Below are 22,016 nucleotides of genomic sequence, written 5' to 3'. Positions count from 1 at the left end.
ACGGCCTCATCCGGCGGTCACGTCCCTCCCTGGCCGGGCCGGTCCACGACCGCGACGCTCCGTACGGCCCCGCCGCGCTCGAAGTGCAGGGTGAACGTCACGAGGTCGCCGATCTCCCAGTCAGGGTTCGCGGGCACGATCACGTCGAGGCTGTCCGGGGACATGGCGATGCTGTCGCCGGCCGCCACCGGGACCGAGGTCACCGTCCGCGCGGAGGCCGAACGGGCGCCGGTCATGCGATGGCGGCTGAGGCGGGTGGCACCGTCGGTCCCGGCGGCCGTCACTTTGAGCAGCCGGTCCGCCGAGCCACCCGTGTTGGTGATCCGGAAGAAGGCCGCCGTCTCCGGGGTGTCGCCGGTGGGCAGGAACAGGCGTCCGCCGGTGACCGTGATCCGGGCCGGGCCGCCCGCGTTGCCGAGGACGGTCCAGATACTCAGACCGCCGAGGGCGAGGACGGACACGGCGACGGGCGCGAGGGCGGCGAGCAGGGTGTCGGTGAGCCGACGGCGCGTCGGCCGCCAGGGGGACTGCCGTTCGGTCATCGGGTACGCCTCCGGGCCGCGGGCGAGGGCTGCCAGGCGCGCAGGCGCAGGCTGTTGGCGACGACCAGCACCGAGCTGGCCGACATGGCCGCCGCGGCGAGCATCGGATTCAGCAGGCCGACCATGGCGAGCGGCACGGTGACGGCGTTGTAGCCGAAGGCCCAGACGAGGTTGACGCGGATGGTGCCCAGCGTGCGCCGGGCGAGCAGGATCGCGTCCGCGAGGGCCTCGACGCCGCCGCGCACCAGGGTGACGTCGGCGGCCCCGATGGCCACGTCGGTGCCGCTGCCCATGGCGATGCCCAGGTCGGCACCGGCCAGCGCGGCGGCGTCGTTCACCCCGTCGCCGACGACCGCGACCCGGTAGCCCTCCTTCCGCAGGTCCTGTACGAGATCGGCCTTGTCCTCGGGCGTGCGGCGGGCGTGCACCTCGTCGATGCGCAGGGCGGCGGCGACGGCCGCGGCGGGCGCCTGCCGGTCGCCGGTCGCGAGCACGGGGCGCACTCCGAGGTGGCGCAGCCGCTCGACGGCCCGGTAGCTCCCGGGCCGTACGACGTCGCCGAGCGCGATCAGGGCTTCGACCGTGCCGTCGACCCGGACCACGACGGGCGTGTGGGCGGCGGCTTCGGCCGCCGCCAGGGCGTCCGCGAGCGCGGCGGGCAGTGCGTCGTCCGGGGCGAGGACTTCGACGAGCCGCCCCTCGACCCGGCCGCGCACGCCCCGCCCCGGCAGGGCGCTGAACTCGCTCACCCCAGGGAGTCCAGGCACCGCAGACACTCCAGCCGGCCCAGGCACTCCGGACTGGTCGACATCGATCGCCCGCGGAACTCCCGGCCGCCGTCGACCGGCGGCCGGCTCCCGCCGCGCGTACGCGGCGACGGCCCGGCCGAGCGGATGTTCCGAGCCCTGCTCCACGGCCCCCGCCAGCCGCAGCACCGCGTCCCTGCCGAGTCCGTCCGGCACGGCGGTGACCGCGGTGACGCTCATACGGCCGGAGGTCAGCGTGCCCGTCTTGTCCAGGACGACGACGTCGACGTGCCGCAGCCCCTCCAGGGCCTGCGGGCCGGTGACGAGGACGCCGAGCTGGGCGCCCCGGCCGGTCGCGGCCATCAGCGCGGTCGGCGTGGCGAGGCCCAGCGCACAGGGGCAGGCCACGACCAGGACGGCCACGCACGCGGTGACGGCGGCCTGCGCGTCGGCCCCGGCGCCCAGCCAGAACCCCAGGGTGGTCACGGCCAGCGCCAGCACGACGGGTACGAACACACCGGCCACCGTGTCGGCGAGCCGCTGGGCGCGCGCCTTGCCGGTCTGCGCCTCGGTGACCAGCCGGGTGATACGGGCGAGCTGGGTGTCCGCGCCGACGGCCGTGGCCCGTACGAGCAGCAGCCCGCCGGAGTTGACGGCCCCGCCGACCACGGCCGAACCCGGCCCGACCTCGATCGGCTCGGCCTCGCCGGTGACCAGGGACAGATCCACCGCGGAGCTGCCCTCCGTCACCTTCCCGTCGGTGGCGAACCGCTCCCCCGGCCGCACCACGAAGACCTGGCCGGTCCGCAGCCGCGCGATGGGGACGAGCCGTTCGGTGCCGTCGACGCGGACCGCCACCTCCTTGGCGGCGAGGCCTGCCAGCGATCGCAGCGCCGCCCCGGTCCCGCGCCGGGCCCTCGCCTCCAGGAAGCGGCCCGCCAGGACGAACAGCGGTACGGCGACCGCCGCTTCGAGGTAGACGTGCGGGACGCCGTCCGCGACGGAGGGTACGAGCGTGAACGGCATCCGCATCCCGGGATCGCCGGCCCCGCCGAGGAAGAGCGCGTACGCAGACCAGGAGAAGGAGGCCAGCACGCCCAGCGACACCAGGGTGTCCATCGTCGCGGCGGAGTGCCGCAGCCCTCGTACCGCGCGGGTGTGGAACGGCCAGGAGCTCCACACGGCGACGGGCGCGGTGAGGGCGAAGCACAGCCACTGCCAGTTGCGGAACTGCAGGGCGGGCGCCATCGACAGGACGAGTACGGGCAGGGAGAGCAGGGCCGTGACGATCAGCCGGTCGCGCGCGGACCTCGCCTCCCCGGCACCGTCGTCGTCCGTACCGTCGCCGCCCGTGCCTCCGTCGCCCGTCGTTTCCGGCTGTTCGCTCCTGGGCGGTTCCGGCAGGGCGGCGGTGAATCCGGCCTTCTCCACGGTCGCGACGAGTTCGCCGGGGCCGATGCCCGCCGGATGGGTCACCCGGGCCCTTCCGGTGGCCAGGTTGACGGTCGCCGTGACCCCTTCCAGTCTGCCCAGCTTCTTCTCCACCCGGTTCACGCAGGCCGCGCAGGTCATCCCGCCGACGGTCAGATCGGTGGTGACCAGGGTGGTCACCGGTTCCGCGCCCATCAGCGGTCTCCCTCGTGCGTGTCGCCCATATCGCCCATGCCGCCGCCGTCCCCCGTATCGCCGCTGTCCCCCATGTCGTCGGCCCCTCCGTTGCCGGGGCCCGTACCGGTACCGGCCGTACCGGTCGAGCCGTGCATCGCGGGTGCGACCGGGCCCACGGACGCTCCGGCGGCCCAGGAGACCGTGAAGAGGAGGGCCAGCAGCAGGAAGAAGCCGCAGAGGGCCGGCGGGGGTACCGCTCTTCTCAGCAGCGGGGCCACACCGGTGGCGGGGGTCTGCCGGGGCTCGTCCATCAACCGCGTCTCCAGGTCACGTCGTACGGCGTCGCCGGGAGCGCGCCGAACCGCCTCAGTAGTCGGGTCGGCCGCGAGTCGGGTTCCTCGGTGCGTCTGTGGCCCGCGTCACACGAGTGGCGGTGTCGGGGGCGTGGCTCCGCGGGCGGTGAGGCGGAGGTCACCGAGGCCGCGAGGGCAAGGTCACAGGCTTCGCCTCTGCTGTGACTCGAGGAATCTGTCCTAGCATCCGAGCATGACGGTCCTGCCCAACGACGGGCTCTCGCTGGCCGCCGGGTTTCCTTCCGCGACACATGAACAGTGGCGACGCCTCGTGGCGGGCGTGCTGAACAAGTCGGGCAAGGAGGTCTCGGACGAGACGGCGGAGGCAGCCCTGTCCACCGCGCTGGAGGACGGGCTCGCCACCCGGCCTCTGTACACGGCGCACGACGAGGCCCCTGATCCCGGGTTCCCCGGCTTCGCGCCCTTCGTACGAGGGGGCAGGCCCGACGGGAACACCGTCGGCGGCTGGGGCGTACGCCAGCGGCACACGACCGCCGACGGTGCCGCGGTCCTCGCGGACCTGGAGAACGGCGTCAGCTCGCTCTGGCTGGTCGTCGGCGAGGGCGGTTTCCCCGTCGCCTCGCTCGCGCAAGCCCTCGAAGGCGTCCTCCTCGACCTGGCGCCCGTCGTCCTCGACGCCGGACGTGACACCGAGCCGGCCGCGCGGGAACTGCTGCGGCTGTACGAGGAGCGGGGCGTCGCCAAGGACGCGGCACGCGGCAGTCTCGGCGCGGACCCGCTGGGTTACGAGGCGCGCAGCGGGCAGGCGTTGGACTTCGCACCGGCCGCCGCCCTCGCGCGGCGGTGCGCCGAGGAGTATCCGGGGCTCCGGGCGCTGACCGTGGACGCGCTGCCGTACCACGAGGCGGGCGGTTCGGCCGCGCAGGAACTGGGCGCTTCCCTGGCGACCGGTGTCGCCTACCTGCGGGAACTGACCGAGGCGGCACTCTCGACCGAACAGGCCTGCGAACAGCTGGAGTTCCGGTACGCGGCCACCGCGGACCAGTTCCTCACCATCGCCAAGCTGCGCGCCGCGCGCCGGCTGTGGGCGCGGGTCACCGAGGTGTGCGGGGCGCCGCGCGCGGGAGCGCAGAAGCAGCACGCGGTGACCTCACCGGTGATGATGTCGCGCCGCGATCCGTGGGTGAACATGCTGCGTACGACCATCGCCACGCTCGCCGCCGGAGTGGGCGGCGCCGACGCGGTGACCGTGCTCCCCTTCGACCACGCCCTCGGGCTGCCGGACGCCTTCGCCCGTCGTATCGCCCGCAACACCTCGACGATCCTGGTCGAGGAGTCGCATCTGGCCCGGGTGATCGACCCTGCGGGCGGCTCCTGGTACGTGGAGCGGCTCACCGACGAACTCGCCCACGCGGGCTGGGAGTTCTTCCAGCGGATCGAGGGGCTCGGCGGTCAGGCGGCGGCCCTGCGTTCGGGCCGTCTCGGCGAGGATCTGGCGAAGACCTGGGAGGCGCGCGGCGCGAAGCTCGCGAAGCGCCGCGAACCCATCACCGGGGTCAGCGAGTTCCCGAACCTCGGCGAGCGCGTTCCGATGCGTGAGCCCGCGCCCGAGCCACCGTCCGGCGGGCTCCCGAAGGTGCGCCGCGACGAGGCGTTCGAGGTGCTGCGGGCCCGCTCCGACGCGCATCTCGCCGCCACCGGGGCGCGGCCGCGCGTCTACCTGGCATCCATCGGCCCGGCCGCCGCGCACACCGCACGGACCTCCTTCGTCTCGAACCTCCTCCAGGCCGGCGGCATCGAGCCCGTCACCGAGGGCGCCTTCGAGGACAGCGGGGCCACCGAGGCGTGTCTGTGCTCCAGCGACGCGCTCTACGAGGAGCAGGCCGCGAGCACGGCTCAGGCACTCAGGGCCGCGGGGGCCCGTCACGTGTTCCTGGCCGGCCGCCCCGGGCAGTACCCGGATGTCGACGCGTACGTCTTCGCGGGCTGCGACGCCGTCGCCGTGCTCTCCGCCACCCTCGACCGTATGGGAGTGTCCTGATGGGAATCCCCGACTTCTCCGGGATCCAGCTCGGGACCCCGACCGCCGGTTCCGACCCGCACACCGGCGCCGACGAATGGCGTGCGGCCGTCAAGCAGGCGACCGGCAACGACGAGGCGTTCTGGGAGACCCCGGAGGGCATCGCGGTCAAGCCGCTGTACACCGGGCACGACCTGGAGGGCCTCGACTTCCTGGAGACGTACCCGGGCGTCGCGCCGTACCTGCGCGGCCCGTACCCCACGATGTACGTCAACCAGCCCTGGACGATCCGCCAGTACGCGGGCTTCTCGACGGCCGAGGAGTCCAACGCCTTCTACCGGCGCAACCTGGCCGCGGGCCAGAAGGGTCTGTCGGTCGCCTTCGACCTGCCGACCCATCGCGGCTACGACAGCGACCACCCGCGGGTGACGGGTGACGTCGGCATGGCGGGCGTGGCCATCGACTCCATCCTCGACATGCGCCAGCTGTTCGACGGCATCCCGCTCGACCGGATGTCCGTGTCGATGACGATGAACGGCGCCGTGCTGCCGGTCCTCGCGCTGTACATCGTGGCGGCGGAGGAGCAGGGCGTACCGCCGGAGAAGCTGGCCGGGACCATCCAGAACGACATCCTCAAGGAGTTCATGGTCCGCAACACCTACATCTATCCGCCGAAGCCGTCGATGCGGATCATCTCCGACATCTTCGCGTACACCTCGCAGCGGATGCCGCGCTACAACTCGATCTCCATCTCCGGCTACCACATCCAGGAGGCGGGCGCGACGGCCGACCTGGAGCTGGCCTACACCCTCGCGGACGGTGTCGAGTACATCCGGGCGGGCCGTGAGGTGGGCCTCGACGTGGACGCGTTCGCGCCGCGGCTGTCGTTCTTCTGGGCGATCGGCATGAACTTCTTCATGGAGGTCGCCAAGCTGCGGGCGGCGCGCCTGCTGTGGGCGAAGCTGGTGCGGCAGTTCGACCCGCAGAATCCCAAGTCCCTGTCCCTGCGCACCCATTCGCAGACCTCGGGCTGGTCGCTGACCGCGCAGGACGTGTTCAACAACGTGACGCGTACGTGTGTGGAGGCGATGGCGGCGACGCAGGGCCACACCCAGTCGCTGCACACCAACGCCCTCGACGAGGCGCTCGCGCTGCCCACCGACTTCTCGGCGCGCATCGCCCGCAACACTCAGCTGCTGATCCAGCAGGAGTCGGGCACGACCAGGGTCATCGACCCGTGGGGCGGCAGCGCGTACGTCGAGAAGCTGACGTACGACCTCGCGCGGCGGGCCTGGCAGCACATCGAGGAGGTCGAGGCGGCGGGCGGGATGGCCAAGGCCATCGACGCGGGCATCCCGAAGCTGCGTATCGAGGAGGCGGCGGCCCGCACCCAGGCCCGGATCGACTCGGGCCGCCAGCCGGTGATCGGCGTCAACAAGTACCGCGTGGAGACCGACGAGCAGATCGACGTCCTCACGGTCGACAACTCCTCCGTGCGCGCCCGGCAGATCGAGAAGCTGCGGCGGCTGCGGGCCGAGCGCGACGAGGGCGCGTGCCGGGACGCGCTCGACGCGCTGACCCGGGCGGCCGGCGGCGAGGGCAACCTGCTGGAGCTGGCGGTGCGCGCGGCCCGCGCCAAGGCCACCGTCGGGGAGATCTCGGACGCGCTGGAGAAGGTGTACGGGCGGCACGCGGGCCAGATCCGTACGATCGCCGGTGTGTACCGCAACGAAGCAGGCGAGTCCCCGTCCGTGGACCGCACCCGTGCGCTCGTGGACTCCTTCGAGGAGGCCGAGGGCCGCCGGCCGCGCATCCTGGTGGCCAAGATGGGCCAGGACGGGCACGACCGCGGCCAGAAGGTGATCGCGACCGCCTTCGCGGACCTCGGTTTCGACGTCGACGTGGGCCCGCTGTTCCAGACCCCGGGCGAGGTGGCCCGGCAGGCGGTGGAGGCGGACGTGCACGTCGTGGGCGTCTCGTCGCTGGCCGCCGGGCACCTCACGCTCGTCCCGGCGCTGCGGGAGGAGCTGGCGGCGGAGGGCCGCGAGGACATCATGGTGGTCGTCGGCGGGGTGATCCCGCCGCAGGACGTGCCGACGCTGCTGGAGATGGGCGCGGCGGCCGTGTTCCCGCCCGGGACGGTGATCCCGGACGCGGCGTACGACCTCGTCCAGCGGCTCTCGACCGGCCTCGGGCACGACCTGTGATCGGACTCGACACCTACGTCAAGGGCGTACTCGACGGGAAGCGGGCGCTGATCGCGCGCGCCATCACGCTCGTCGAGTCCACCAGGCCCCAGCACCGCGCGCTGGCACAGGAGTTGCTGACCGAGCTGCTTCCGTACAGCGGGCGGGCCCGGCGGATCGGCGTCAGCGGGGTGCCGGGGGTCGGTAAGTCGACGTTCATCGACGCGTTCGGCACGATGCTGACGGGGCTCGGGCACCGGGTGGCGGTGCTGGCGGTGGACCCGTCGTCCAGCCGTACGGGCGGTTCGATCCTGGGCGACAAGACGCGGATGGAGCGGCTGGCCGTCGACCCGGCGGCCTTCATCCGCCCCTCCCCCACCGCCGGCACCCTCGGCGGGGTGGCGAAGGCGACGCGCGAGTCGATCGTCGTCATGGAGGCCGCGGGCCACGACGTGGTGCTGGTGGAGACGGTCGGCGTCGGCCAGTCGGAGACCGCGGTCGCGAACATGGTCGACTCCTTCCTGCTGCTGACCCTGGCCCGCACCGGGGACCAGCTCCAGGGCATCAAGAAGGGCGTCCTGGAACTCGCGGACGTGATCGCCGTCAACAAGGCGGACGGGCCGCACGAACGCGACGCCAAGGCCGCCGCGCGGGAACTGGCGGGCGCCCTGCGGCTGATGCACGGCAAGGACGCGGCCTGGACGCCGCCCGTACTGAGCTGCAGCGCCCGCGAAGCGGCCGGCCTGGACACCGTCTGGGAACGCCTCGAACAGCACCGCACACTGCTCGACTCGACGGGCCGGCTCGCCGCCAAGCGCCGGGATCAGCAGGTCGACTGGACCTGGACCATGGTCCGTGACGAACTGCTGGGCCGTCTGCACGCCGATCCGGCCGTACGCGCGCTCACGCCCGGCCTGGAGGAGCAGGTGCGGGGCGGTGAGCTGACGGCCACGCTCGCCGCCGAGCGGATCCTGCGCGCGTTCAACGACCCGGGGGCGGGCGACGGCGAGGGCTGACGGTCAGCGGGTCACGGCGTGCTGTCCCGTACGTCGAGGTGGGCCCACGGGTCGTCGACCCGCTGCGCCCCGGCGGCCTCCTCCTGGGCGGCTGCCTCGGCGGCGGCCTCGGCGGCGCGCTTCTTGAACGCCACGGTTCTGCGGGCCTTGGCGATGACCTCGTCGTGGTCCCAGCCGAAGGTCGCCGCGTCGAGCCGGGCGTTGAAGGCGGTCAGCAGCTCGGGCCTGATCTCCGCGAGCGCGGTGCGCAGCTCGGCGAGCGTCTGCGGGCCCTGGGCGAACTCGAACTCGTACGGGTCCGAGGATGCCTCTGAGCTCGGCTCGTGCGGTAGCGCGGACATGTGTGTGACCTCCGGTCGTGATGTCTTCACGGTACGCGGTCGAGGTGGCTTCCGTGCAAGCAGGACCGCTCTCCGACGGGGGTATGCCAGGACCGTTTGCCACCGTTACGTGCCCGCAAACGGCCTGGCCACGGGTCGGTGACGAGCGCATCACGATGGCGTCCTCGGGCGTAGCCGGTCGCCCGGGCCTTCGTTGAACGTGCCATGACGATGGGTGACGGGGGCGGTCCCCCGGTTTTCTTCGCACGAGCACCGGCCACCTCCTGGCCGGACGACGGGAGCGACTGCCGTTGGTGCAGCATCCTCCTCGGCCCCGCCTCCTCCGCCGCCGGATCCACGCCGGGGGAGCACGGCCGTGTCCCGTTCACCGGGTGGCGCCCCGACGGCTTGCGGGGCCGGTCGGAGCGGGTGCGGCCGGTGATGCCGCGGCTCGCCGCGCGGGCCGTGTCGGCCGTGGCGGCAGTGGTGTCCGTGCTGGCTCTGGTCGCGTGGGGTCGCGCAGGCGCGTGACACCGGCGCCGCGCGCCATGTGTCCGCCCCGTGCCACCTCCCCGTGCCACCGCGCCGCGCGAAGTGCCACGAAATGCCCTGCCGCGGCACGGCGACGAACTCCGCCCTTCCTGCGAGGGTGACAGAGGCCGCCGCCCTGGTCGGCGATGGCGGCGGCCCCCGGCGGGCGCGCGGCCGAGGCGGTGACGGGTCGGCCGGACAGACCGCTACGGCGTCAGGGCGCGAGCAGCAGGCTGTCGCCGCGCTCCTTGGCAGCTGCGTGACGGCGGGCCACGTCCTGCCAGTTGACGACGGCCCACATGGCGTCGATGAAGTCGACCTTCTGGTTCTTGTACTGGAGATAGAAGGCGTGCTCCCAGGCGTCGAAGACCAGGATCGGCGTCGAGCCCTGCCCGACGTTGCCCTGGTGGTCGTAGACCTGCTCGACGATCAGCCGGCCGCTGAGCGGCTCGTAGGCGAGGACGCCCCAGCCGGAACCCTGCGTGGTCGCGGACGCCTTGGTGAGCTGCGCCTTGAACGCGGCGAAGGAGCCGAAGGACTCGGTGATCGCGTCCGCCAGCCCACCCACACCGTCCGCGGCCAGGGGCTCGCCGCCGCCGTCGCCGGTCATGTTGTGCCAGTAGATGGAGTGCAGGATGTGGCCGGAGAGGTGGAAGGCGAGGTTCTTCTCCAGGCCGTTGATCGAGCCCCACGACTCCTTGTCGCGGGCCTCCGCGAGCTGCTCCAGGGTGTCGTTCGCGCCCTTCACGTACGCCGCGTGGTGCTTGTCGTGGTGCAGTTCGACGATCTGCGGGTTGATGACCGGTTCGAGCGCCGCGTAGTCGTACGGAAGCTCCGGGAGCGTGTAAACAGCCATGTCCAACATCCTTCGGCCTGGTCGGTACTGCTATTGCAACTCATGTGCAGTTGCACGCTAGCAGCAGAAGATCCGGGATGCGGCCGGTCAACGCGGCGAGGCCCGGAGGGGTTTCCCCTCCGGGCCTCGCCGCACGCTCGGGTCCGGGCTCAGTCCTCGCCCTCCAGGTCCCCCTCCGTCTCCAGGTACACCTGGCGCAGCGCCGCCAGCACCGCCGGGTCCGGCTTCTCCCACATCCCGCGGGACTCCGCTTCGAGCAGCCGCTCGGCGATGCCGTGCAGGGCCCACGGGTTGGCCTGCTGCAGGAACTCGCGGTTGGCCGGGTCCAGCACGTACGTCTCGGTGAGCTTGTCGTACATCCAGTCGGCGATCACGCCCGTGGTGGCGTCGTAACCGAAGAGGTAGTCGACGGTGGCGGCGAGTTCGAAGGCGCCCTTGTAGCCGTGGCGGCGCATCGCCTCGATCCACTTGGGGTTCACGACCCGGGCGCGGAAGACGCGGGAGGTCTCCTCGACGAGCGTGCGGGTGCGGACCGTCTCGGGCCGGGTGGAGTCGCCGATGTACGCCTCGGGGGCGGTGCCGCGCAGCGCCCGGACGGTGGCGACCATGCCGCCGTGGTACTGGAAGTAGTCGTCCGAGTCCGCGATGTCGTGCTCACGGGTGTCGGTGTTCTTGGCGGCGACCGCGATGCGCTTGTACGCGGTCTCCATCTCGTCCCGGGCGGGCCGGCCGTCAAGTTCCCGGCCGTAGGCGTAGCCGCCCCACACCGTGTAGACCTCGGCGAGGTCGGCGTCGGTGCGCCAGTCCCGGGAGTCGATGAGCTGGAGCAGACCGGCGCCGTACGTACCGGGACGGGAGCCGAAGATCCGGGTGGTGGCGCGCCGTTCGTCGCCGTGTTCCGCGAGGTCCGCCTGGGTGTGGGCGCGGACGAAGTTCGCCTCGGCCGGTTCGTCGAGGGAGGCGGCCAGGCGTACGGCGTCGTCGAGCAGGCCGATCGTGTGCGGGAACGCGTCGCGGAAGAAGCCCGAGATGCGCAGCGTCACGTCGACACGGGGGCGGCCCAACTCCTCGTACGGGATGGGCTCCAGGCCGGTCACCCGGCGGGAGGCGTCGTCCCAGACGGGGCGGACGCCGAGCAGGGCGAGGGCTTCGGCCACGTCGTCGCCGGCCGTGCGCATCGCGCTGGTGCCCCACAGGGAGAGGCCGACGGAGGTGGGCCAGTCGCCGTTGTCGGTGCGGTAGCGCTCCAGGAGGGAGTCGGCGAGGGCCTGGCCGGTCTCCCAGGCGAGCCGGGAGGGGACGGCCTTGGGGTCGACCGAATAGAAGTTCCGGCCGGTCGGCAGGACGTTGACCAGGCCGCGCAGGGGCGATCCGGAGGGGCCCGCGGGGACGAAACCGCCGTTCAGGGCGTGCACGGTGTGGTCGAGTTCGGCGGTGGTCGCGGCGAGGCGCGGGACGACCTCGCGGGCGGCGAACTCCAGGATGGCGGCGACCTGTTCGCCCTGGTCGGCGGGGACGGCGGCCGGGTCCCAGCCGGCGTCGTCCATCGCCTGGACCAGCGCACGGGCCTTGGCCTCCGCCTCGTCGGCGGTGGTACGGGTCGCGGCCGACTCGTCCAGGCCGAGGGCCTCGCGCAGGCCGAGCAGGGCGGCGCTGCCACCCCAGATCTGGCGGGCGCGCAGGATGGCGAGGACGAGGTTGACGCGGTCCGCGCCCTTCGGCGGGTTGCCCAGGACGTGCAGGCCGTCGCGGATCTGGGCGTCCTTGATCTCGCACAGCCAGCCGTCGACGTGCAGCAGGAAGTCGTCGAAGCCGTCGTCCTCGGGGCGGTCCTCAAGTCCCAGGTCGTGGTCGAGCTTCGCGGCCTGGATGAGGGTCCAGATCTGGGCGCGGATCGCGGGCAGCTTCGCCGGGTCCATGGCTGCGATCTGGGCGTGTTCGTCGAGCAGTTGCTCCAGGCGCGCGATGTCCCCGTAGGAGTCCGCGCGGGCCATCGGCGGGACCAGGTGGTCGACGAGGGTGGCGTGGACGCGGCGCTTGGCCTGGGTGCCCTCGCCCGGGTCGTTGACCAGGAACGGGTACACGAGGGGGAGGTCCCCGAGGGCGGCGTCCGGACCGCAGGCGGCGGACAGGCCGGCGTTCTTGCCGGGCAGCCACTCCAGGTTGCCGTGCTTGCCGAGGTGGATCATCGCGTCGGCCCCGAAACCGCCGTCCGCGTGCGCGGCGGCGATCCAGCGGTAGGCGGCGAGATAGTGGTGCGAGGGCGGCAGATCCGGGTCGTGGTAGATCGCGATCGGGTTCTCGCCGAAGCCGCGCGGCGGCTGGATGAGGACCAGCAGGTTCCCGCGGCGCAGCGCCGCGAGCACGATGTCGCCCTCCGGGTTGCTGCTGCGGTCGACGAACATCTCGCCGGGCGGCGGGCCCCAGTGCCGCTCGACGGCGGTGCGCAGCACCTCGGGCAGGGTCGCGTACCAGCGCTTGTAGTCGGCCGCCGGGATACGGACCGGGTTGCGGGCCAGTTGTTCCTCGGTGAGCCAGTCCTGGTCGTGGCCGCCCGCCTCGATCAGCGCGCGGATCAGTTCGTCGCCGTCGCCGGAGACCAGTCCCGGGATGTCCTCCTCGGGCCCGAAGTCGTAGCCCTCGCCGATGAGTCGGCGCAGGATCGCGACGGCGCTCGCGGGGGTGTCGAGGCCGACGGCGTTCCCGATCCGGGAGTGCTTGGTCGGGTACGCGGAGAGCACCAGGGCCAGCCGCTTCTCGGCGGCCGGGATGTGCCCGAGGCGGGCGTGGCGGACGGCGATCCCGGCCACCCTGGCGGCCCGCTCGGGGTCGGCGACGTACGCGGGAAGGCCGTCCTCGTCGATCTCCTTGAAGGAGAACGGCACGGTGATCAGGCGTCCGTCGAACTCCGGGACCGCGATCTGGCTCGCCGCGTCCAGCGGTGAGACGCCCTCGTCGCTCTCCTCCCAGGCGGTCCGCGAGCCGGTCAGGCACAGGGCCTGCAGGATCGGGATGTCCAGGCCGGTGAGGGCGCCCGCGTCCCAGGACTCGTCGTCGCCGCCCGCGGAGGCCTCGGCGGGCTTGGTACCGCCGGCCGCGAGGACGGTCGTGACGATCGCGTCGGCCGCCCGCAGCTCCTCGATCAGCTCCGGCTCGGGGGCGCGCAGGGAGGCCACGTACAGGGGCAGCGCGCGCCCGCCGGCGTCCTCGACGGCGTCGCACAGGGCGCCGACGAACGCCGTGTTGCCGCTCATGTGGTGGGCCCGGTAGTAGAGCACGGCGACGGTCGGGGCGCCGGGGACCTCACGGGCGGTGCGCTCCAGCGGGCCCCAGGTCGGGGCGGGCGCGGGCGGGTCGAAGCCGTGGCCGGTCAGCAGGACCGTGTCCGAGAGGAAGCGCGCGAGCTGGTCGAGGTTGTCCGGGCCGCCGTGGGCGAGGTAGGCGTGGGCCTCGGCGGCGATGCCGATGGGCACGGTGGAGGCGGCCATCAGCTGGGCGTCGGGGGCCTGTTCGCCGGTGAGGACGACCACCGGGCGGCCGTCGGCGAGCAGCAGGTCGAGGCCTTCCTCCCAGGCGCGCAGCCCGCCGAGGAGACGTACGACGACCAGGTCGGCGCCGTCCAGGAGGGCGGGGAGGGCGTCGATGTCGAGGCGGGCCGGGTTGGCGAACCGGTAGGGCACCGGACCATCGGCCGCGCGAGCGCTGAGCAGGTCGGTGTCGGACGTCGACAGCAGGAGGATCATGTGGCGTCGGGCCTTCCTCGGGGTCCGCGCCCCGGGCGGTGGTGGAATGGGTCCCCCGTGCGCACGCGCGAACTCGTGAGCTGGGGAAAGGGAGTTCCTGACTCACCCGGACGTCTCCGTCCGGGCTCACAGTGGCGGGACCGCGCCGGCTTCGCACCGGCTTCCTCCCCTGTCGCCGTGGTGGCGTGGCGGACCGGATGATCCGCCGAAAGGAATAGTAAGGGTCGGGGAAAAAGGGCGGGGCATACAGCCCGCGGGAACGTGGGTATGCTCGCCGCCATGTCCTCGGCTGCCCTCCGTCCATCGTCCCAGGCCACAGCGGTCTCACGGGACCGCGGTGACGCCTGCCCGGGGACCCTGCGGCTGCACGCGGCGGACGACGGGGCGCTGGCCCGGGTCAGGATCCCCGGCGGTGTGCTGACCGTCCGCCAGGCCGAGGTGCTCGCCGACGCGGCACAGCGTCTGGGCGACGGTGACATGCATCTCACCTCGCGCGGCAACGTCCAGCTGCGCGGACTGGCGGACGGGTGCGGGACCGAACTGGCCGGGCTGCTGACCGGTGCCGGGCTGCTGCCCTCGCGCGGACACGAGCGGGTGCGCAACATCGTCGCCTCCCCGCTGTCCGGTCTCGACGGACGGGGTCTGTGGGACGTACGGCCCTGGCTGTCGGCCCTCGACGCCGCGCTGTGCGCGAGCGAGGCGGCGCGGGCCCTGTCGGGTCGTTTCCTGTTCGCGCTGGACGACGGGCGCGGGGACATGTCCGGCCTCGAAGCCGACGTGACGGTACGCGCGGCGGCGGACGGCGGCGCCCGGCTCGCGCTCGGCCCGGCGGGCCGGGCACTCCATGTGTCCGCCGAGGACGCGCCCCGCGCCGCGCTGGTGGCCGCGGAGGCGTTCCTGGCGGAAGCGCTTCTGGAGGCCGAGCGGGCGAGTGGGACACGTGCCTGGCGGGTGGCCGAGCTGGCGCTCGCGGACGACGAGTTGACCGCGGCGGCCGGTCGTCGTCTGACGGCGGAGGGCATCGCGCACGAGTGGCGGGCGCGGGAGACCGGCCGCGCGGACGGGCCGCCGCCGGGAGCGGTCGGGGACGCCCTGTCCGTGCACGTTCCGCTGGGCCGCCTCACGGCGTCGCAGTGGCGGGAGTTGACGCGGGCCGCCACCGGCGAGCTGCGGCTGACCCCGTGGCGCGGTGTGGTTCTTCCCACTCCGGGGACGTCCGCCGCGCGGCGCACCGAGGCGCTGGCCCGCCTCGACGCCGTCGGCCTCGTCACCGACGCGGACTCGCCCTGGCTGCGCGTCGGCGCCTGTATCGGCCGGCCGGGCTGCGCCAAGTCCCGGGCCGACGTACGGGCGGACGCCACCGCCGCGCTCGACGCGGTCGGCACAGCGCGCCACCGCGGCGGCCTCCCCCTGTACTGGTCCGGATGCGAGCGCCGCTGCGGACACCCGCGGGGCGAACGGATCGACGTCGTCGCCGCCCCGCAGGGGGGTTACCGGCTGTCCGTCGCCGCACCCGGACACGACGAGGCACGCACCGTCGCCCTGGACGCCCCCTCCCGTCTCGCCGCCGTACTGGCGACCCTCACTCCACGACCTCCCGAGCCCGAACCCGAGCCGTATGACGACCGAGAGCAGTGAGAAGAACACCGTGACCACGTACGACTACGAGAAGGACGGCGCGGCGATATACCGCCAGTCCTTCGCCACGATCCGCGCGGAGGCGGACCTCGCGGCGCTGCCCCCCGACGTCGGCCAGGTCGCCGTACGGATGATCCACGCCTGCGGAATGGTCGACCTCGTACGCGACCTCTCCTACACGCCGGACGTGGTGTCGCGGGCCCGCGCGGCCCTGCGGTCCGGCGCGCCGATCCTCTGCGACGTCCAGATGGTGGCCAGCGGGGTGACCCGCAAACGGCTGCCCGCCGACAACGACGTGCTCTGCACGCTGTCCGACCCGGCCGTCCCGGAGCTGGCCGCGAAGCTGGGCACCACGCGCAGCGCCGCCGCGCTGGAACTGTGGCGCGACCGCCTCGAGGGTTCCGTGGTCGCCATCGGCAACGCCCCCACCGCCCTGTTCCGCCTCCTGGAGATGATCGAGGAGGGCGCGCCCCGTCCGGCAGCCGTCATCGGCGTCCCGGTCGGCTTCATCGGCGCCGCCGAGTCGAAGGACGCACTCGCCGCGCACCCGTCCGGCCTGGAACACCTGGTCGTACGCGGCCGTCGCGGAGGCAGCGCCCTGGCCGCCTCCGCTCTCAACGCGATCGCTAGCGAGGAAGAGTGAACGGCGAGAACGGGAAGAACGGCAAGAACGGCAAGAACGGCAAGCTGTACGGGGTCGGGCTCGGGCCCGGCGACCCGTCCCTGATGACCGTGCGTGCCGTCGGGGTCATCGCCGAGGCGGACGTGATCGCCTACCACAGTGCCCGCCACGGACGGTCCATCGCCCGCTCGATCGCGGCCGAGCACATACGCGAGGACCACATCGAGGAGCGGCTGGTCTATCCGCTCACGGTGGAGACCACCGATCACCCGGGCGGCTACCAGGGCGCCATGGACGAGTTCTACGCCGAGGCGTCGGCCCGGCTCGCGGCGCACCTCGACGCGGGGCGCACGGTGGCGGTCCTCGCCGAGGGCGATCCGCTGTTCTACGGCTCGTACATGCACATGCACAAGCGGCTCGTCGACCGCTACGACACCGAGGTCATCCCCGGTGTCACGTCCGTGTCCGCCGCCGCGGCGCGGCTCGGCACCCCGCTCGCCGAGGGCGAGGAGGTGCTGACCATCCTGCCGGGCACGCTGCCCGAGGAGGAGCTGACCGCGCGGCTCGCCGCGACGGACGTGGCCGTGGTGATGAAACTGGGCCGTACGTTCCCCAAGGTGCGGCGCGCGCTGGAGAGTTCGGGGCGGCTGGACGAGGCCCGGTACGTCGAGCGGGCCACCATGGACGGAGAGCGGGTCGGCGAACTGGCCGACGTGGACCCGGAGTCGGTGCCGTACTTCTCGGTGGCCGTGCTGCCCAGCCGGGTCGACGCCGAGCGGCCCGTGCGGGAGCAGGGCGAGGTCGTCGTGGTCGGCACCGGGCCCGCCGGACCGCTGTGGCTGACCCCCGAGACACGCGGCGCCCTCGCCGCCGCCGACGACCTGGTCGGCTACACCACCTACCTCGACCGGGTGCCGGAGCGGGCCGGACAGCTCCGGCACGGCTCGGACAACCGGGTGGAGGCCGAGCGCGCCGAGTTCGCGCTGCAACTGGCTCAGCGGGGGCGGCGGGTGGCCGTCGTCTCCGGCGGCGACCCGGGCGTCTTCGCGATGGCGACCGCCGTGCTTGAGGCCGCCTCGCAGAAGGAGTACGCGGACGTCCCGGTGCGCGTGCTGCCGGGGGTGACCGCGGCCAACGCCGCCGCCGCCCGCGCGGGCGCCCCCCTCGGCCACGACTACGCCACCCTCTCCCTGTCCGACCGGCTCAAGCCGTGGGAGGTCATCGCCGAACGGCTGCGCGCCGCGGCCTCGGCGGACCTGGTGCTGGCCCTGTACAACCCCGGTTCGCAGAGTCGCACCTGGCAGGTGGGCAAGGCCCGTGAGCTGCTGCTCGAGCACCGGGCTCCGGACACGCCGGTCGTGGTCGCCCGGGACGTGGGCGGCGCGGACGAGCGCGTACGGATCGTGCGGCTGGCCGATCTCGACCCGGATGAGGTCGACATGCGGACGGTGCTGCTGGTCGGGTCCTCGCAGACCCGGGCCGTGCGGCGCGGGGACGGCGAGGAGATCGTCTGGACTCCTCGGCGATATCCGGAGGGGTGAGGTCGGCTCCGCCGGGGGTGCGCCGCGCCGTTCCCCGCGTCCCTACGGGGTGTTCCGCGGAGGGGCGCCCGGCACGGGGTGCCGCATGACCCAGCGGGCCGCCGCCTCGGGGGTGGCGACCTCGGGGACGCCCTCGGGGACCGGCGGCCTGCGGACCACGATCACCGGGACCCCCGCCTCCCGCGCCGCCGTCAGTTTCGGAGCCGTGGCGGCGGCCCCGCTGTCCTTGGTCACCAGGACGTCGACGCGGTGGCGGCGCAACAGCTCACGCTCCCCGTCGAGGGTGAAGGGGCCCCGGTCGAGCAGCACCTCCATACGGGCCGGGTACGGGGGCTCCGGCGCGTCGACGGACCGTACGAGGAACCACAGGTCGTCCAGGTGCGCGAACGCGGCCAGGCCCATGCGGCCGGTGGTCAGGAAGACGCGCCTGCCGAGCCCGGGCAGCAGCCGCGCCGCCGCCTCCAGCGAACCGGCCTCGTGCCAGGCGTCGCCCTCGACCGGGTCCCAGCCGGGTCGGCGGAGCGCGAGCAGCGGAACCTGGGCGAGGGCCGCGGCGCTCGCCGCGTTGAAACTGATCGTGCCGGCGAAGGGATGGGTGGCGTCGACGAGCACGTCCACCGCGTGCTCGCGCAGCCACGCGGCCATCCCCTCCGCCCCGCCGAAACCGCCGACGCGGACCTCGCCAGGCGGCATCCGGGGGTTGGCGACCCGCCCGGCCAGGGAGCTGGTCAGTGCCAGGCCGGGGGTACCGTGCAGGAGCCCGGCCAGCCGCCGGGCTTCGGTCGTTCCGCCGAGAATCAGTACGTGCATGGAGATCCGGGTCCGTTCATGAACAGCGAAGAGCAAGGTGCCGGTGCTGACACCGGTCTCGGTGTCGGTGCCGACGTGGGCGAGGCGAAGGGCGGGCGCGGCGCCCAACTCAAACACACCGGGCTGCGGCCCGGCTGGACCACCGGCGCCTGTGCGACCGCGGCCACGACCGCCGCGTACACCGCGCTGCTGACCGGGGAGTTCCCCGACCCGGTGACCATCACGCTGCCCCGAGGGCAGACGCCGTCGTTCGCGCTCGCGGCCGAGGAGCTGACGGACACGTACGCGATGGCCGGGATCGTGAAGGACGCGGGCGACGACCCCGATGTCACGCACGGCGCGCTGGTCCGGGCCACGGTCCGGCGGCTGCCCGTGGGCGCCGGGGTGGTGTTCCGGGCGGGCCCGGGGGTGGGCACGATCACCCGGCCCGGCCTGCCGCTGGCCGTCGGTGAGCCCGCCGTCAACCCGGTCCCCCGCCGGATGATGAGCGAGCACGTCGCCGAGGCCGCGGCCCGGCACGGCGGCACCGGCGATGTCGAGATCACCGTCTCGGTCGACCACGGCGAGGAGATCGCCCGCTCCACCTGGAACCCGCGGCTCGGCATCCTCGGCGGTCTGTCCATCCTCGGCACCACGGGCATCGTGGTGCCGTACTCGTGCTCGGCCTGGATCGACTCGATCCGGCGGGGTGTGGACGTGGCGCGGGCGGCGGGGCGTACGCATGTCGCCGGGTGCACGGGATCGACGTCGGAGAGGACGGTCGTCGCCGAGTACCGGCTTCCCGAGGACGCGCTGCTCGACATGGGCGACTTCGCGGGCGCGGTGCTCAAGTACATCCGCCGGCATCCCGTCGACCGGCTGACCGTCTGCGGCGGCTTCGCCAAGCTGTCCAAGCTGGCCGCGGGACATCTGGACCTGCACTCCGGCCGCTCCCAGGTCGACAAGGGGTTCCTCGCCGAACTGGCCCGGCGCGGCGGCGCGGACGAGTCACTCGCCGCTGAGGTGGCCGGGGCCAACACCGGTCTGGCCGCCCTCCAGCTGTGCATGGCGGCCGGGGTGCCGCTGGGCGACCTCGTCGCGACGACCGCGCGCGACGAGGCACTGGCCGTGCTGCGGGGGGCGCCGGTCGCGGTCGACGTCATCTGCGTCGACCGGGCGGGCACGGTGGTGGGGCGCAGCACGGTGGCCTGAGCGCCCCACGACGTCAGGGCGTGCTCACGCGGCATCAGCAGGCATGGCGTTCGCGGTCGGCCGAGTACAGGTGGCTGTCGCGGAACTGCTCAGCGCCCAGGGTCCGGCCGACCATGATGACGGCGGTCCGCAGCACGCCCGCCTCCTTCACCTTGCCGGCGATCTCGTCGAGCCTGCCGCGGATGACCAGCTCGTCGGGCCGGGAGGCGTAGGCGACGACCGCCGCGGGACAGTCGGCGCCGTAGTGCGGAAGCAGCTCGTCGACCACCCGGTCCGCGTACCGGGCGGCGAGGTGCAGCACGATGAGCGCGCCGCTGCGGCCGAGGGTGGCCAGGTCCTCCCCCTCCGGCATCGGGGTGGCGCTGTGGGCGACGCGGGTGAGGACGACCGTCTGTCCGACGGTCGGCACGGTCAGCTCCCGCTTCAGGGCGGCAGCGGCGGCGGCGAAGGCGGGCACACCGGGGACGACCTCGTACGGCACCCCGGCCGCGTCCAGCCGCCGCATCTGCTCGGCCATCGCGCTGAACACCGACGGGTCGCCGGAGTGCAGCCGGGCCACGTCGTGCCCCTCCTCGTGCGCGCGGACCGTCTCGGCGATGATCTGGTCGAGGTCGAGCCGCGCGGTGTCGATCAGACGGGCGTCCGGCGGGCATTCCGCCAGCAGTTCACGCGGGACCAGGCTGCCCGCGTACAGGCAGACGTGGCAGGCGGCGAGCGTACGGGCGCCGCGCACCGTGATCAGGTCGGCGGCACCGGGTCCGGCGCCGATGAAGTACACGGTCATCTGTCTGCTCCTGCGGGATCGTCGGCTGTCTTCTGCGCGGTCTGCTCCAAGGACTCCTGCACAGGTTTTCGTACGGGCTTCTGTACGGGCGTCTGTACGGGCTTCTGTACGGCCCACTGGGTCACCGGCATCGACTGCCGCCAGCCGGTGAAGCCGCCCACCGGCACGGCGTGCGCGACCGCGAGCCGCACCAGCTCACCGCCGTGGCGCCGGTAGGCGTCGGCGAGCAGGGCCTCGGACTCCAGGGTCACGGTGTTGGCGACCAGCCGTCCGCCCGCCGGCAGCGCCTGCCAGCACGCGTCGAGCAGGCCGGGCGCGGTGAGCCCGCCGCCGATGAACACGGCGTCGGGCGGCGGGAGTTCGGCCAGGACGGCGGGCGCGGCACCGGTGACGACCCGTAGCCCCGGCACGCCGAGCCGGTCGGCGTTGCGGGTGATCCGCTCGGCCCGTGCCGGGTCGCGTTCGACGGTGACCGCCCGGCACGAGCGGTGCGTACGCAGCCACTCGATCGCGATCGAACCCGAGCCGCCGCCGATGTCCCACAGCAGTTCGCCGGGCGCGGGAGCGAGCGCGCCGAGCGTGGCGGCGCGGACATGCCGCTTGGTGAGCTGCCCGTCGTGCTCGTACGCCTCGTCCGGCAGCCCCGGTACGGCACCGAGCCGCAGGGCGTCCGGGGCCCGCCGGCACTCGACGGCGACGATGTTGAGGGGGTCGCCGGACGGGCGTGCCCAGTCGTCGGCGGTCGCCTCGCCCGTCGTACGTTCCTTCGCGCCGCCGAGCTGTTCAAGGACCCGCATCCGGCTGGGGCCGAAGCCGCGGTCGCGCAGCAGGGCGGCGACCTCGGCGGGGGTGCCGGCGTCCGCGCTGAGCACGAGGAGCCGTCGACCGTCGTGCAGGGCTGCGGCGAGGCGGGCGGCGGGCCGGCCGACCAGGGTGACGACCTCGACGTCCTCCACGGGCCAGCCGAGGCGCGCGGCGGCATGGGAGACGGAGGAGGGGTGCGGCAGGACGCGCAGTGCGCCTGGTCCGTCGTCGTGGACCTCGCCGAGCACCTCGGTGAGGGTGCGGCCGATGCCGTAGAACATCGGGTCGCCGCTGGCGGGCACGGCGATCCGGCGGCCGGAATGCGCCGCGAGGAGGGCGGGGACGGCGGGGCGCAGGGGCGAGGGCCAGGTGATCCGTTCCCCGGGGCACTCCGGTGGCAGCAGGTCCAGCTGGCGCGCTCCCCCGATCAGGACCTCGGCGTCGCGAAGCGCCGTACGGGAGGGTTCCGGCAGGCCTTCCCAGCCGTCGGCCCCGATCCCGACGACGGTGACGGCGGGCTGCGGTCCAGGTCGTGCGGGGGTCACTGCTCGGCACCTCGGAATTCGGCGGCGGGTCGCGAGGGGTCTCACGAACGGGTGTCGGGACGGCTGTCGCGACGGGTTTCGGGACGGGGTTGCGGGACGGGCAACAGGAACGCACTTTACGGGGCCCCGACCTGCGCACCTGCGCGCGGGTACGCGGGCCGGACCCGCCGTGGACCCGGCGTCGGCAGCGTCTAGGCTC

The 22,016-nt window shown here is 73.6% G+C and carries 17 protein-coding genes and 1 riboswitch; of the genes, 8 read left to right on the top strand and 9 right to left on the bottom strand.

Going from position 1 to position 22,016, the window contains the following annotated elements; all coding sequences use genetic code 11:
* Positions 1-17 precede the first annotated feature (17 nt).
* The 3 genes from K3769_RS37565 to K3769_RS37555 are packed head-to-tail and all read right to left on the bottom strand — an operon-like array spanning position 18 to position 3,207.
* Positions 18-542: a copper chaperone PCu(A)C gene (locus tag K3769_RS37565; RefSeq protein ID WP_267030683.1), complete on the bottom strand. Its 525-nt coding sequence runs from the start codon at positions 540-542 to the stop codon at positions 18-20.
* Entirely contained in the window at positions 539-2,914 is a 2,376-nt protein-coding gene (locus K3769_RS37560; RefSeq protein ID WP_267030682.1) for a heavy metal translocating P-type ATPase, read from the bottom strand. The genes K3769_RS37565 and K3769_RS37560 overlap by 4 nt, the downstream gene beginning before the upstream one ends.
* Positions 2,914-3,207 (bottom strand): hypothetical protein, encoded by a 294-nt coding sequence (locus K3769_RS37555; protein WP_267030681.1) that lies wholly within the window; start codon positions 3,205-3,207, stop codon positions 2,914-2,916. The genes K3769_RS37560 and K3769_RS37555 overlap by 1 nt, the downstream gene beginning before the upstream one ends.
* A gap of 235 nt (positions 3,208-3,442) precedes the next feature.
* Between K3769_RS37555 and K3769_RS37550 the strand changes: the two genes are divergently transcribed.
* The 3 genes from K3769_RS37550 to meaB are packed head-to-tail and all read left to right on the top strand — an operon-like array spanning position 3,443 to position 8,432.
* Positions 3,443-5,251: a methylmalonyl-CoA mutase family protein gene (locus K3769_RS37550; RefSeq protein WP_267030680.1), complete on the top strand. Its 1,809-nt coding sequence runs from the start codon at positions 3,443-3,445 to the stop codon at positions 5,249-5,251.
* Complete coding sequence (gene scpA, locus K3769_RS37545; protein ID WP_267030679.1) at positions 5,251-7,437, top strand: methylmalonyl-CoA mutase; 2,187 nt, start codon at positions 5,251-5,253, stop codon at positions 7,435-7,437. The genes K3769_RS37550 and scpA overlap by 1 nt, the downstream gene beginning before the upstream one ends.
* The gene (gene meaB / locus K3769_RS37540; protein WP_267030678.1) at positions 7,434-8,432 is read left to right on the top strand and encodes a methylmalonyl Co-A mutase-associated GTPase MeaB; all 999 of its coding nucleotides are present in this window, start codon (positions 7,434-7,436) and stop codon (positions 8,430-8,432) included. Before scpA ends, meaB begins: the two co-directional genes overlap by 4 nt.
* An 11-nt stretch (positions 8,433-8,443) precedes the next feature.
* Here meaB and K3769_RS37535 read toward each other — a convergent pair whose 3' ends face one another.
* Entirely contained in the window at positions 8,444-8,773 is a 330-nt protein-coding gene (locus tag K3769_RS37535) for a hypothetical protein (protein WP_267030677.1), read from the bottom strand.
* Between the two features lie 204 nt (positions 8,774-8,977).
* Between K3769_RS37535 and K3769_RS37530 the strand changes: the two genes are divergently transcribed.
* Positions 8,978-9,283: a hypothetical protein gene (locus tag K3769_RS37530; RefSeq protein WP_267030676.1), complete on the top strand. Its 306-nt coding sequence runs from the start codon at positions 8,978-8,980 to the stop codon at positions 9,281-9,283.
* A 214-nt stretch (positions 9,284-9,497) separates the two neighbouring features.
* On the opposite strand, the gene K3769_RS37525 is transcribed toward K3769_RS37530, so the two are convergent.
* Both K3769_RS37525 and cobN read right to left on the bottom strand, forming a co-directional pair.
* Entirely contained in the window at positions 9,498-10,139 is a 642-nt protein-coding gene (locus tag K3769_RS37525) for a superoxide dismutase (RefSeq protein ID WP_267030675.1), read from the bottom strand.
* A 149-nt stretch (positions 10,140-10,288) separates the two neighbouring features.
* Positions 10,289-13,882: a cobaltochelatase subunit CobN gene (cobN, locus tag K3769_RS37520; RefSeq protein WP_267030674.1), complete on the bottom strand. Its 3,594-nt coding sequence runs from the start codon at positions 13,880-13,882 to the stop codon at positions 10,289-10,291.
* Between the two features lie 91 nt (positions 13,883-13,973).
* Positions 13,974-14,049, bottom strand: a riboswitch (cobalamin riboswitch).
* Between the two features lie 100 nt (positions 14,050-14,149).
* Between cobN and cobG the strand changes: the two genes are divergently transcribed.
* Genes cobG through K3769_RS37505 form a run of 3 tightly spaced genes read left to right on the top strand, consistent with a single transcriptional unit; the run spans position 14,150 to position 17,683 of the window.
* Complete coding sequence (gene cobG / locus K3769_RS37515) at positions 14,150-15,520, top strand: precorrin-3B synthase (protein ID WP_267030673.1); 1,371 nt, start codon at positions 14,150-14,152, stop codon at positions 15,518-15,520.
* The gene (locus K3769_RS37510; RefSeq protein ID WP_267030672.1) at positions 15,501-16,163 is read left to right on the top strand and encodes a precorrin-8X methylmutase; all 663 of its coding nucleotides are present in this window, start codon (positions 15,501-15,503) and stop codon (positions 16,161-16,163) included. Before cobG ends, K3769_RS37510 begins: the two co-directional genes overlap by 20 nt.
* Positions 16,160-17,683 carry a precorrin-2 C(20)-methyltransferase gene (locus K3769_RS37505; RefSeq protein ID WP_267030671.1) on the top strand — a complete coding sequence of 508 codons (1,524 nt, stop codon included), beginning with the start codon at positions 16,160-16,162 and terminating at the stop codon, positions 17,681-17,683. The genes K3769_RS37510 and K3769_RS37505 overlap by 4 nt, the downstream gene beginning before the upstream one ends.
* A gap of 42 nt (positions 17,684-17,725) precedes the next feature.
* On the opposite strand, the gene K3769_RS37500 is transcribed toward K3769_RS37505, so the two are convergent.
* Entirely contained in the window at positions 17,726-18,493 is a 768-nt protein-coding gene (locus tag K3769_RS37500; RefSeq protein ID WP_267030670.1) for a cobalt-precorrin-6A reductase, read from the bottom strand.
* An 18-nt stretch (positions 18,494-18,511) separates the two neighbouring features.
* On the opposite strand from K3769_RS37500, the gene K3769_RS37495 reads away from it, so the two are divergent.
* Positions 18,512-19,684, top strand: coding sequence for a cobalt-precorrin-5B (C(1))-methyltransferase (locus tag K3769_RS37495; protein WP_267030669.1), 1,173 nt, complete (start codon positions 18,512-18,514; stop codon positions 19,682-19,684).
* A 34-nt stretch (positions 19,685-19,718) separates the two neighbouring features.
* On the opposite strand, the gene cobM is transcribed toward K3769_RS37495, so the two are convergent.
* Both cobM and cbiE read right to left on the bottom strand, forming a co-directional pair.
* Positions 19,719-20,468, bottom strand: coding sequence for a precorrin-4 C(11)-methyltransferase (gene cobM / locus K3769_RS37490; RefSeq protein WP_267030668.1), 750 nt, complete (start codon positions 20,466-20,468; stop codon positions 19,719-19,721).
* Positions 20,465-21,817, bottom strand: coding sequence for a precorrin-6y C5,15-methyltransferase (decarboxylating) subunit CbiE (gene cbiE, locus K3769_RS37485; RefSeq protein ID WP_267030667.1), 1,353 nt, complete (start codon positions 21,815-21,817; stop codon positions 20,465-20,467). Before cbiE ends, cobM begins: the two co-directional genes overlap by 4 nt.
* Positions 21,818-22,016: the final 199 nt, after the last annotated feature.

It is taken from the genome of Streptomyces ortus (assembly GCF_026341275.1).
GTDB lineage: Bacteria > Actinomycetota > Actinomycetes > Streptomycetales > Streptomycetaceae > Streptomyces > Streptomyces ortus.
This window is presented reverse-complemented; position numbering and strand designations above follow the sequence as displayed.